The organism is Paraburkholderia sp. CNPSo 3274 (assembly GCF_024206475.1).
In the GTDB taxonomy this organism is placed as follows: Bacteria; Pseudomonadota; Gammaproteobacteria; order Burkholderiales; family Burkholderiaceae; genus Paraburkholderia.
The window spans coordinates 45,891-57,109 of record NZ_JAMBPR010000059.1 but is presented as its reverse complement, the minus strand read 5'-3'; the positions used below and the strand labels follow the sequence as shown (position 1 = coordinate 57,109).

Genomic DNA, 11,219 nt, shown 5'->3' with positions numbered 1-11,219 from the left:
CGGCGCACCTCACGCTCAAGGACGCGAGCGTACCCGTGAACGTGAACCTGCGCACCTACGCGGGCCCCGAAGCGCGCTTCTGCCCGGCCGCGGTGTACGAGTTCATGAAGAACGACGACGGCAGCGACCGCTTGCAGATCAACGCGCAGAACTGCGTGCACTGCAAGACCTGCGACATCAAGGACCCGACGCAGAACATCGTGTGGGTCACGCCGGAAGGTGGCGGCGGCCCGAACTATCCGAACATGTGAGTCCGGTAAACGAAAACAGCCGCTTCAGGTGCAAGCCTGAAGCGGCTTTTTTGTTGCCCGCGCAACGAGTGCGGCTCACGCCGCGCCGATCGACTTCACTCGTCGCTGGCTGCGATCCTGGGCGTCGTCACGACGACGTCGGCATTCTGCGCGCGGTGGCGCAGCGCGTGATCGATCAGCACGAGCGCGAGCATGGCCTCGGCGATCGGCGTCGCGCGAATGCCCACGCACGGGTCGTGGCGGCCGAAGGTCTCGACCGTCGCGGGCTCGCCCGCCTTGTCGATCGAACGTCGCGGCGTGCGGATGCTCGAGGTCGGCTTGATGGCGATCGAGACGGTGATGTCCTGCCCCGTCGAAATGCCGCCGAGCACGCCGCCAGCGTGGTTACCGTGGAATCCATTGGGCGTGAGTTCGTCGCCGTGTACCGAGCCGCGCTGTGCAACGCTCGCGAAGCCCGCGCCGATCTCCACGCCCTTCACCGCGTTGATGCCCATCATGGCATGCGCGATGTCGGCATCGAGCCGGTCGAACAGCGGCTCGCCCCAACCGACCGGCACCCCGCTCGCCACCACGTTCACGCGCGCGCCGATCGAGTCGCCGTCCTTGCGCAACGCGTCCATGTAGTCCTCGAGCTGCGGCACGACGTCGGCGTTGGGCACGAAGAACGGGTTCTCGTGCACGTGCTCCCAGCTCACGAACGGCACGTCGATCTCGCCGAGCGCGCGCATGTAGCCGCGCACTTCCACGCCGAAGCGCTCGCGCAGCCACTTCTTCGCAACGGCGCCCGCCGCGACCGTGGGCGCCGTGAGGCGCGCCGACGAGCGGCCGCCGCCGCGATAGTCGCGAATGCCGTACTTCTGCCAATAGGTGTAGTCGGCGTGTCCGGGGCGGAAGGTCTCGACGATGTTGCCGTAGTCCTTGCTGCGCTGGTCGGTATTGCGGATCAGGAGCGCGATGGGCGTGCCCGTGGTGCGCCCTTCGAACACGCCCGAGAGAATCTCGACCTTGTCCTCTTCCTGCCGCTGCGTCACGTGACGCGACGTGCCGGGGCGACGGCGGTCCAGGTCGATCTGGATGTCGGCTTCGGTGAGCGCCATGCCGGGCGGGCAGCCGTCGATGACGCAGCCAATGGCCGGACCGTGGGATTCGCCGAAGGTGGTGACGGTGAAAAGCGTACCGAGCGTGTTGCCGGACATGGCGGTCGTCCAAAGTGAATCGGGGAATCCAGCATTATGCCAGCCCGTGCGCGGCGTCGCCCGACCGGGCGGTCGGGCGAAAGGCGGCGCAACGCCGGTTTGGGTCGCGCGCCCGGCCCCGCGCCGCATGGCCCCGAGTCAGCGCCGCGCGCCGCGCAGTTCCTCCACTGTCTCCTGCAGGCGCTCTAGCGTGGCGTCCGCCGCTGCGATCGGCTCGCCCACCGCGAGCGTCAAACGGCTGGTCAGACCGCGTCGCAGTGGCCGTTCCTGACCGGACCCCGCATAGCGCGAGAACGCACTGCCCCAAAGCCCGCGCAACGCCATCGGCACGACCGGCACGGGCGAGCGCCTGAGGATTTCGCTCACGCCGTGGCGAAACGGGTTGATCTCCCCGGTGCGCGTGAGCTTGCCCTCGGGAAAAATGCAGACGAGGTCGCCCTCGGCCAGTGCGGCGGCGCACGCATCATAGGCAGCGACGAGCGCATCCGGGTCCTCGTGCGCGGGCGCAATCGGAATCGCCTTCGCGTGGCGGAACACCCAGCCGAAGAACGGCGAGCGGAAGATCTGCTGATCCATCACGAAGCGGATCGGCCGCGGGCTCTCCGCCATGATGACGATTGCATCGACATAGCTCACGTGATTGCAGACGAGCACTGCCGCGCCCTCGGCGGGAATGCGTTCGGTGTGGACGAGCCGCACGCGGTAGACCGTATGCACGAGCACCCATGCGACGAAACGCAGCAGGAACTCGGGCACGAGCGTGTAGATATAGGCGGCCACGACGATATTGAGCAGCGCCGTGGTGAGAAAGATGCCGGGAATGCCGACGCCCGCGGACGTGAGCGCCATCGCCATGAGCGCCGAGACGATCATGAAGAGCGAATTGAGGATGTTGTTCGCGGCGATGATGCGCGCGCGGTGGCTGGGCGCGCTGCGGCTCTGGATCAACGCGTAGAGCGGCACGCTGTAGAAGCCGCCGAACATGGCGAGCAGGAACAGGTCGGCGAGCACGCGCCAGTGCGCGGCGGTGCGCAGGAATTCGCCCACCGAAAGCAAATGGGGCGCGGCAGGCAACGCATGGCTCGCAAAGAACAGATCGATGCCGAACACGCTCATGCCGATCGAGCCGAGCGGCACGAGGCCCACCTCGATGCGCCGCCGCGAGAGCCGCTCGCAGAGCAGCGACCCCAAGCCGATGCCGAGCGAAAACATGGCGAGCAGCACAGTCACGACGTCGGGGTCGGCCGACATCACGTCTTTCGCGAAATTGAAGAACGAGGCGAGAAACGTCGCGCCGACGAACCAGAGCCACGAGATGCCGAGCAAGCTCAGAAACACGGTGCGGTTGCCGTGCGCGAGGCGCAGATTGCGCCAGGTCTCGGAAACCGGATTCCAGTTGATGCGCAGATCCGGCTGCGACGGCTCGCACGGCGGCACAAAAGCCGAAGCCACGCGCCCCACGAGCGCGATCACGATGCACATGCCGCCGAGCCACCATGCACCAAGTGGCGGCCCAACATCCGCATGCGCCGCGGCGGCGTCCATCGCCCCGATACCCGCCGCCACGCCCCCGAGGATCGTGCCGAGCAGAATCGCGACGAATGTGCCCATCTCGACGAGCCCGTTGCCGCCAACCAGTTCATCGGGCGCCAGGCGCTGCGGGAGGTACGCGTACTTGACCGGCCCGAATACGGTGGAATGCACGCCCATCAGGAAGGTGCACGCATACAGCAGCGGCGCGCTATGCATCCAGAAGCCGGCCGCGCCGATCAGCATGACCGCGATCTCGAAGGTCTTGACCCAGCGTGTGAGCATCGCCTTGTCGTACTTGTCGGCGACCTGGCCCGAGGTCGCGGAAAACAGCACGAACGGCAAGATGAAAATGGCCGAGATGAGGAACGCGACCGTCTTCGGATCGACGCCCGAAAAGCGTGCGGCCTGATACGTGACGAGCGAGGTGAAGCCGATCTTGAAGACGTTGTCGTTCATCGCCCCGAGGAACTGCGTCCAGAAAAACGGGGCGAAACGACGCTGGCGCAGCAGCGCGAACTGCGACGCATGCGAAGCGTGGTCACCCTCATGGTGCGCTTTGCGCTCGTCACGCTGCGCCGCGGGCATCGGTCTATCGTTCATCGAGTAGGAATCGCACTGACAGAGTTCATGGGGCCCAGACGCGAAAAAGCGCGCCTGACGCGCGCTTTTTCATGCCGATCTACCAGGCGTTAGACGGGCTGCGCTCAGCGCGCCGGCTGACGCTCCTCTTCGGGCCAGTCGCGAATATAGGCCTTGAGCAGCTTGTTCTCGAAGCCCTGCGCTTCCACCACGGCCTTCGCCACGTCGTAAAACGAGATCACGCCCATGAGCGAGCGGCTTTCCATGACCGGCAGGTAGCGCACATGGTGCTCGAGCATCATGCGGCGCACCTCGTCGACCTCGGTTTCCGGCGTGCAGGTGATGGGATGATCGTCCATGACCTTGCGGATCGTCGTGGTGCCGATGCTGCCGCCGTTTGCCCGCAGCGTGAGGATGATCTCGCGGAAAGTGAGCATGCCGACCAGATCGCCGTACTCCATGACGACGAGCGAGCCGATATCGTGCTCGGCCATGGTGTTGACTGCCTCGTGCAGCGCAGTGTCGGGCGTGACGGTGTAGAGCGTGTTGCCCTTCACCTTGAGGATGTCGCTGACACGCATGATGTGTCTCCAGAAATGCCGCTAGTAATGGGGGAAATGCTGAAAAGATGCCTACCTGATTCGATCCTAGCGGAAAGATTGTTAAAAGGAAAGCCGCCCGGCGGCCGGTCCACGGCGGCCCGAAACGTCTGCCGAAAGCCGTGGCGAGGGGTTTTCCACACGAATCCGGCCGCGCAGGACACGCTCCATCAGGCCCGAAAAACGCCCGGCCGGGCGTCCCCGCGCCCCGCCGCCGGTGATACGATGCCCTTCACCCTCGACACCAGGCCGGTTCGCGCCGGCCGCGCCGCCACGATGCCATCGAATCCCGCATCAAATCCCGCATCAAATCCCGATACCCGCTTCGACACGCTCGCGCTGCATGCGGGCGCGGCGCCCGACCCTGCCACCGGCGCCCGCGCGACGCCGATCTACCTCACCACCTCGTTCTCGTTCCGCGACACCGACCACGCCGCCGCGCTCTTCAACATGGAGCGCGCGGGCCACGTGTACTCGCGCATCTCGAACCCGACCGTCGCCGTGTTCGAAGAGCGCGTCGCTGCGCTCGAAGGCGGCGCGGGCGCGATCGGCACCGCGAGCGGCCAGGCGGCGCTGCATCTCGCGATCGCGACGCTGATGGGCGCGGGCTCGCACATCGCCGCCTCAGCGGCGCTTTACGGCGGCTCACACAACCTGCTGCACTACACGCTCAAGCGCTTCGGCATCGAGACGACCTTCGTGAAGCCCGGCGACCTCGACGCCTGGCGCGCGGCGCTGCGGCCCAACACGCGCCTGCTGTTCGGCGAAACGCTCGGCAATCCGGGCCTCGACGTGCTCGACATTGAAGCCGTCGCGCAAATCGCGCACACACATGGCGTGCCGCTCCTCGTCGATTCCACGTTCACCACGCCTTACCTGCTGCGCCCCTTCGAGCACGGCGCGGATCTCGTCTATCACTCGGCCACCAAGTTCCTCGGCGGCCATGGCACGACGATCGGCGGCGTGCTGGTGGATGGCGGCACCTTCGACTTCGAAGTGTCGGGCCGCTTTCCCGAACTCACCGAGCCCTATGCAGGTTTTCACGACATGGTGTTCAGCGAGGAAAGCACGGTCGCGCCCTTCCTGCTGCGGGCGCGCCGCGAGGGCCTGCGCGACTTCGGCGCGTGCCTGCATCCGCAGGCCGCGTGGCAATTGCTGCAAGGCATAGAAACGCTGCCGCTGCGCATGGAGCGGCATGTGGCGAACGCGCGGCGTATCGTCGAATTTCTCGCCGCGCACGAGGCGGTCGAATCGGTCGCGTGGCCGGAGCTGCCGAGCCATCCCGATTACGCGCTTGCCAGGCGTCTACTGCCGCGCGGCGCGGGCGCCGTGTTCAGCTTCAACCTGCGCGGCGGCCGCGCGGCGGGCAAGCGCTTCATCGAATCGCTCACGCTGTTCTCGCATCTGGCCAACGTCGGCGACGCGCGCTCGCTCGTGATCCACCCCGCCTCGACCACGCATTTCCGCATGGACGCCGCCGCGCTTGCGGCCGCCGGCATTGCGGAGGGCACGATCCGGCTCTCGATCGGGCTCGAAGACCCCGCCGATCTGGTCGATGACCTCAAGCGCGCGCTGAAGGCGTCGCAGAAAACGGAAGCGTCGATTGCCAGGCCCACCGGCAAGGAGGCGTCATGATCGTCGATGTCGCCGGTAAGCCGGTCTATGCCTACACGGCGTCGCGCCCTATCGACCGCGCGCTGCCGTTCGCGGTGTTCGTCCACGGCGCGCAGCACGACCACAGCGTCTGGGCGCTGCAGTCGCGCTATTTCGCGAACCACGGCTTCAACGCGTTGGCCGTCGATCTGCCCGGCCACCTGCGCAGCGCGGGCCCGGCGCTGACGAGCATCGGCGCGCTCGCCGACTGGCTCGCCGCGCTGCTCGACGCGCTGAACGCCCCGCAAGCTTTTGTCGCCGGCCACAGCATGGGCTCGCTCATCGCGCTCGAATTCGCCGCGCGCCATCCCGAGCGCGCGCAGCGCATCGCCCTGCTCGCCACCGCGTTCCCAATGACAGTCGCGCCATCCCTGCTCGAAGCCGCGCGCGAACGCGAGCCGGAGGCGATCGCGCTCGTCAACGCGTGGTCGCATTCGACGCTCGCCGCCAAGCCGTCGAGCCCCGGGCCCGGCTTCTGGCTGCGCGGCATGAACCAGCGGCTCATGGAGCGTGCCTCGGCGCGCGGCGAGCCGCAGCTTTTCCATATCGATTTCGCGGCCTGCAATGCCTATGCGGACGGCCTCACCAGCGCTGCGAACGTCCGCTGCCCGGTGCGCTTGATCGTCGGCAAACGCGACGCGATGACGCCCCCGCGCGCAGCGCGCGCCCTCGCTGAGGCGCTTGCGCAAGCGGGCACGCCCGTGGACACGGTCACGCTGGACGCGGGCCACGCGCTGATGACCGAGCAACCCGATGCGACGCTGGACGCGCTCTATGCTTTTGCAACGCAGCAAGCGCCGCGCGTGGGCAACGGCTGACGGCTGTGATCAGCCCTGGTTGCACGGTCGTTCGGAACGCCGGAAAATGGCTCAACCAACCATCCCCTGCGTGCCCGCGCAGAAAGGAGGAGACGATGCAACCCACCACGCATACCGAGCATTTTTCGAGCTTCGCGCAGTTCTATCCGTTCTACCTGAGCGAGCATAGCCATCCCGTGTCGCGGCGGCTGCATTTCATCGGGTCGCTTGGCGTGATCGGCTTCGTCTGCATGGCGATCGCCACCGGCAACTGGCTCTGGCTGCCGCTTGCCATCGTGTGCGGTTACGGCTTCGCGTGGGTCGGACATTTCAAGTTCGAGAAGAACCGCCCCGCCACTTTCCGTCACCCCATCTACAGCTTGATGGGCGACTGGGTCATGTTCGCGGATATCTGCCGCGGCAAGATTTCTCTTTGATTCGACTCTGATGCGACGGCGCGCCTCTCATGGGCGCGCCGCATCGTTACGTCGCCGGATGCGGGAGCCCCGGCGGATGCTCCTCCGTGAGCGCCGGGAAACGCCGCGTCGCGAGCAGCGAGGCGAGCGAAATCGCGAGCTTGTCGTTGTCGAGCGCACCCAGCAGCATGTGCGCGTCGATACTGCTCGACTTGAGCTGATACGCCAGTTCCTCGCGATCGATCGCGAAGCGGTTGAAGATGCGCGTCACCGAAATGCGCGCGGGATTGCCGATCAGCAGGAACAGCGTTTTCGCGCGTTCCTCTTGCTCGAGACGCCCCACGAGTTCATCCTCTTCGAGGCCGTCGATCAGGCGCGTTACCGTGGCCAGGTCACGCCGCAGCAACTGAGCGAGTTGCTCGGTCGTGCGGCCCGGCTCGCCCGCTTCTCGCGCATCGGCGAGACCCGCGAGCAGTTCGAGCGCGTCGAGCAGATCGCTGCCCGGAAAGCGCGGCCGGTCGAAGCGCCCGGTGCGGATTTCGGGCAGCGCCGAGGTGATCATCGCGCCCACGAGCGTGATGAACCAGCTCAGGTACATCCATAGCAGGAACATCGGCGCGGCCGCGAAGGCGCCATAAACAGCGGTATAAGTCGGAATGCGCCGCACGTAGTAGCCAAAGCCGCGCTTGGCCGCCTCGAATGCGATCGCCGCGGCGATGCCGCCCACCAATGCATCGCGCCACTGCACGCGGCAGTTCGGCAGATACACATAGAGCATCGTGAACGCGAGCGCCGTAAGCGGCAGCGAAGCGCCGATCAGCATCCAGTCGAGGATGCCCGAAACGTGCTGCTCGGTCGCAATCACGGCCGAGCGCGTGAACACGTACGAGGAGATCGACAGGCTCACGCCGATCAGGATCGGCCCGAGCGTGAGAATGGCCCAATAGACGAGCACGCGCTGCGCGAAGGGCCGCGCCTTGCGCACGCGCCAGATCAGGTTGAAGGCCGACTCCACGGTCATCATGGTCATGACCGACGTGACGAAGAGCACGATCATGCCCATCGTCGTGAGGCCCTTGGCCTTCGAGGCGAACTGATTCAGGTACTTGAAGATCTGGCTGTTGATCTGCGCCGGCATGAGGTGGTCGGCGAGAAAGGCCTGCAGCGAGTTCTGGAACGAAGCGAAGATCGGGAACGCGGTGAAGAGCGCAAACGCGACCGTGGCGAGCGGCACGAGCGAGAGCAACGTGGTGAACGTGAGGCTGCCCGCGACCTGCGGAATGCGATCTTCGCGGCTGCGCCGCACCGCGAAACGTGCGAGCCGCTTCACGATGTCCAGATCGATCTTCACCCTCGACAGCACATCCATTGGCCCGCCTTCCTCGCCACCGTGAACACTTTGATTGCTACGCTTTTTGCCGCGGCTTCGTCCCACCGATTTCGCGCGCACGCAGTGTACCTATTTGCCCATGATTTGCACGTGACATGCGCCTCGCTCGCCATGCGCCGCTGCGGCGGCAAACCCAACCCCTATAATATCCCGTCCACCGACGAGGCCCGATGAAACCGATTCTTGTGCTCTATTACAGTCGAAATGGCGCAACGCGCGAACTCGCGCGCGCCATCGCCCAGGGTATCGACAGTGTTCCCGGCGCCGAAGCACGCGTGCGCACGGTGCCGCCCGTCTCGACGGTCTGCGAGGCCACCGCGCCCGACATCCCCTCCGACGGCCCACCCTACGTCGAACTGCGCGACCTCGAAGAATGCGCGGGTCTCGCGCTCGGCTCGCCCACGCGCTTCGGCAACATGGCTGCGCCGCTCAAGTACTTTCTCGACGGCACCACGCCGCAGTGGCTTTCGGGTGCGCTCGCGGGCAAGCCCGCTTGCGTGTTCACGTCGACGGGCAGCCTGCACGGCGGCCAGGAAAGCACGCTGCTCTCGATGATGCTGCCGCTGCTCCATCACGGCATGCTGCTCGTGGGCATCCCCTACACGGAAAGCGCGCTCACGACCACGCAGGGCGGCGGCACGCCCTACGGCGCCTCGCATCACGCGCGCCAGGACGCGCGCGGCCACGGTTTGAGCGCCGACGAAAAGACACTCGCGAGTGCGCTGGGCGTGCGGCTTGCGCGCGCGGCGCTCGCGCTGACTGTGACTGAGCAAGGCCAGCGGCTGTGAACACCCGCGTGGACAGCGTCACTGAGCCCATCGCCCAGCGTCGCGGCGCCGCGCTCGGCGCCTTTGCGATGCTCGCCGCGCTCACGCTGCTGTGCATTGCGTGGGAATGGCGGCTCGCGCCGCTGCGCCCCGGCGGCAGCGCGCTCGTGCTCAAGGCCGTGCCGCTCGCCATCGCCCTGCCTGGCGTGCTGCGACGCAGGCTTTACACGCTGCAGTGGGCGGCGATGCTCGTGCTGCTCTACTTGGCGGAAGGCATCGTGCGCGGCATGACCGATCGCGCGCCCGGCAACCGGCTTGGCTGGGTTGAAGTCGCGCTGGCTCTTGGCTTCTTCGCGTGTGCGCTTGCCTATGTCGCGCCGTACAAACGCGCTGCGAAACGTGCCGCAAAGCCTGCGAAGCGCGAGTCGGCCTAAGCGGCTCCCTCTACCGCGCATCCACGCCGCATCCGCCCTGTCCACGAGCGCTGCGTGAAGGCTATCGCCGTGTCACACTAGCCGCTTCAGCCTCGCGATTTCACGACAATCGCGCCGCGAGCCAGCCCAGGCGCGAAACTCCGAGACACCATGACCGACTCCACCCCGACTGCCTGCCAAGCCTTTCTCGACGCCTGCGCCGCCGCCATCGGCGCGCAATACGTGCTGACCGACGCGCACGACACCGCGCCCTACCTGGCCGACTGGCGCCGCCGCTACCAGGGCGCGGCCATCGCCGTGCTCTGCCCGGCCAAGACGCAGGAAGTCGCCGCTGTCGTGAAGCTCGCGCACGAGCATCGCGTCGCGCTCGTGCCGCAAGGCGGCAACACGGGCCTCGCGGGCGGCGCGACGCCGGACGCGAGCGGCAACCAGGCCGTGCTGAGCCTGCGCCGGCTGAACCGCGTGCGCGAAATCGACGCGCACAACAACACGATCACCGTCGAAGCCGGTGTGATCCTCGCCGAAGTCCAGGCGCGCGCAAGGGATGCGGGCCGCCTCTTCCCGCTTTCGCTCGCGGCCGAAGGCAGCTGCACGATCGGCGGCAACCTCTCGACCAATGCGGGCGGCACCGGCGTGCTGCGCTATGGCAACACGCGCGAGTTGTGTCTCGGCCTCGAAGTCGTCACGCCGCAAGGCGAAATCTGGGACGGTCTGCGCGGCCTGCGCAAGGACAACACCGGCTACGATCTGCGCGATCTCTTCATTGGCGCGGAAGGCACGCTCGGCATCATCACCGCTGCGGTCATGAAGCTGCATCCGCTGCCGGCCGCACGCGTCACCGCGCTCGCCGCGCTCGGCTCGGCACATGCCGCGCTCGACTTCCTCGCGCTCGCGCAGCGCCACGCCGGGCCGCTGCTCACGGGCTTCGAGCTGATGTCGGACTTCTGCATGTCGCTCGTCGGCCGTCACTTCCCGCAACTGCGCTATCCGTTCGCGGAGCATCACGCGCAAGTGGTGCTGCTCGAACTGTCGGACAACGAAAGCGAAGAACACGCGCGCGCGCTCTTCGAGCGGCTCATGGAAGAAGCGCTCGAACAAGGTCTAGTGGAAGACGCCGTGGTCGCGGAAAGCCTCGCGCAGTCGCAGGCGTTCTGGAATATCCGCGAGCACATTCCGCTCGCGCAGGCGCAGGAAGGGTTGAACATCAAGCACGATATCGGCGTGCCGATCTCGCGCATTGGCCATTTCATCGAGGAAACCGACGCCGAAATCGCCCGCGCGGTGCCCGGCGCGCGCATGGTCACCTTCGGCCATCTCGGCGACGGCAATTTGCACTACAACGTGCAGGCGCCCGAAGGCGGCGACCCGAAGCGCTTCCTCGCCGAAAACGAGAAGACGCTGAACCGCATCGTCTACGACAGCGTGGATCGCCATCGCGGCACGATCAGTGCGGAACACGGCCTCGGGCAGTTGAAGATCGACGAGAACATGCACTACAAGAGCGAGGTCGAACTCGCGTTGATGCGCGCGATCAAGACCGCGCTCGATCCGCTGAACCTGCTGAATCCGGGGAAAGTGCTGCGCTAAAAGCGCAGGACGCAAGG

11 protein-coding genes are annotated in these 11,219 nt (G+C 66.5%); 7 read left to right on the top strand and 4 right to left on the bottom strand.

Annotation, left to right across the window (positions count from 1 at the left end):
• The coding region (locus M3I54_RS31780; RefSeq protein WP_254343082.1) for a 4Fe-4S dicluster domain-containing protein at positions 1 to 251 on the top strand (251 nt) is incomplete at its 5' end.
• Positions 252 to 346: 95 nt separating this feature from the next.
• Here the strand turns inward: M3I54_RS31780 and aroC are convergent.
• The 3 genes from aroC to M3I54_RS31765 form a co-directional block, all read right to left on the bottom strand.
• Complete coding sequence (gene aroC / locus M3I54_RS31775; protein ID WP_254343081.1) at positions 347 to 1,447, bottom strand: chorismate synthase; 1,101 nt, start codon at positions 1,445 to 1,447, stop codon at positions 347 to 349.
• A 138-nt stretch (positions 1,448 to 1,585) separates the two neighbouring features.
• Entirely contained in the window at positions 1,586 to 3,580 is a 1,995-nt protein-coding gene (locus M3I54_RS31770) for an MFS transporter (RefSeq protein ID WP_254343080.1), read from the bottom strand.
• A 104-nt stretch (positions 3,581 to 3,684) separates the two neighbouring features.
• On the bottom strand, positions 3,685 to 4,140 hold the full coding sequence (locus tag M3I54_RS31765; RefSeq protein ID WP_028208058.1) for a CBS domain-containing protein: 456 nt from the start codon (positions 4,138 to 4,140) through the stop codon (positions 3,685 to 3,687).
• Positions 4,141 to 4,434: 294 nt separating this feature from the next.
• Here M3I54_RS31765 and M3I54_RS31760 point away from each other — a divergent pair, with 294 nt between their 5' ends.
• The 3 genes from M3I54_RS31760 (at position 4,435) to M3I54_RS31750 (ending at position 7,045) form a co-directional block, all read left to right on the top strand.
• Positions 4,435 to 5,793: an O-acetylhomoserine aminocarboxypropyltransferase gene (locus tag M3I54_RS31760; protein ID WP_254343087.1), complete on the top strand. Its 1,359-nt coding sequence runs from the start codon at positions 4,435 to 4,437 to the stop codon at positions 5,791 to 5,793.
• Positions 5,790 to 6,629, top strand: a complete 840-nt coding sequence (locus M3I54_RS31755; protein ID WP_254343079.1) for an alpha/beta fold hydrolase — start codon at positions 5,790 to 5,792, stop codon at positions 6,627 to 6,629. The genes M3I54_RS31760 and M3I54_RS31755 overlap by 4 nt, the downstream gene beginning before the upstream one ends.
• A 95-nt stretch (positions 6,630 to 6,724) precedes the next feature.
• Entirely contained in the window at positions 6,725 to 7,045 is a 321-nt protein-coding gene (locus M3I54_RS31750; RefSeq protein WP_254343078.1) for an Mpo1-like protein, read from the top strand.
• A gap of 46 nt (positions 7,046 to 7,091) precedes the next feature.
• Here M3I54_RS31750 and M3I54_RS31745 read toward each other — a convergent pair whose 3' ends face one another.
• Positions 7,092 to 8,393: a YihY family inner membrane protein gene (locus M3I54_RS31745; protein WP_254343077.1), complete on the bottom strand. Its 1,302-nt coding sequence runs from the start codon at positions 8,391 to 8,393 to the stop codon at positions 7,092 to 7,094.
• Between the two features lie 191 nt (positions 8,394 to 8,584).
• Here M3I54_RS31745 and wrbA point away from each other — a divergent pair, with 191 nt between their 5' ends.
• The 3 genes from wrbA (at position 8,585) to M3I54_RS31730 (ending at position 11,202) form a co-directional block, all read left to right on the top strand.
• Entirely contained in the window at positions 8,585 to 9,202 is a 618-nt protein-coding gene (gene wrbA, locus M3I54_RS31740; RefSeq protein WP_254343076.1) for an NAD(P)H:quinone oxidoreductase, read from the top strand.
• A gap of 68 nt (positions 9,203 to 9,270) precedes the next feature.
• Positions 9,271 to 9,615, top strand: a complete 345-nt coding sequence (locus tag M3I54_RS31735) for a DUF2069 domain-containing protein (RefSeq protein WP_254343086.1) — start codon at positions 9,271 to 9,273, stop codon at positions 9,613 to 9,615.
• 150 nt (positions 9,616 to 9,765) lie between these two features.
• On the top strand, positions 9,766 to 11,202 hold the full coding sequence (locus tag M3I54_RS31730) for an FAD-binding oxidoreductase (protein ID WP_254343075.1): 1,437 nt from the start codon (positions 9,766 to 9,768) through the stop codon (positions 11,200 to 11,202).
• Positions 11,203 to 11,219 lie beyond the last annotated feature (17 nt).

Coding starts and splice junctions, on each gene's coding strand:
- aroC (WP_254343081.1), bottom strand. CDS start 1,447: ATGTCCGGCAACACGCTCGGTACGCTTTTCACCGTCACCACCTTCGGC.
- M3I54_RS31770 (WP_254343080.1), bottom strand. CDS start 3,580: ATGAACGATAGACCGATGCCCGCGGCGCAGCGTGACGAGCGCAAAGCG.
- M3I54_RS31765 (WP_028208058.1), bottom strand. CDS start 4,140: ATGCGTGTCAGCGACATCCTCAAGGTGAAGGGCAACACGCTCTACACC.
- M3I54_RS31760 (WP_254343087.1), top strand. CDS start 4,435: ATGCCATCGAATCCCGCATCAAATCCCGCATCAAATCCCGATACCCGC.
- M3I54_RS31755 (WP_254343079.1), top strand. CDS start 5,790: ATGATCGTCGATGTCGCCGGTAAGCCGGTCTATGCCTACACGGCGTCG.
- M3I54_RS31750 (WP_254343078.1), top strand. CDS start 6,725: ATGCAACCCACCACGCATACCGAGCATTTTTCGAGCTTCGCGCAGTTC.
- M3I54_RS31745 (WP_254343077.1), bottom strand. CDS start 8,393: ATGGATGTGCTGTCGAGGGTGAAGATCGATCTGGACATCGTGAAGCGG.
- wrbA (WP_254343076.1), top strand. CDS start 8,585: ATGAAACCGATTCTTGTGCTCTATTACAGTCGAAATGGCGCAACGCGC.
- M3I54_RS31735 (WP_254343086.1), top strand. CDS start 9,271: ATGCTCGCCGCGCTCACGCTGCTGTGCATTGCGTGGGAATGGCGGCTC.
- M3I54_RS31730 (WP_254343075.1), top strand. CDS start 9,766: ATGACCGACTCCACCCCGACTGCCTGCCAAGCCTTTCTCGACGCCTGC.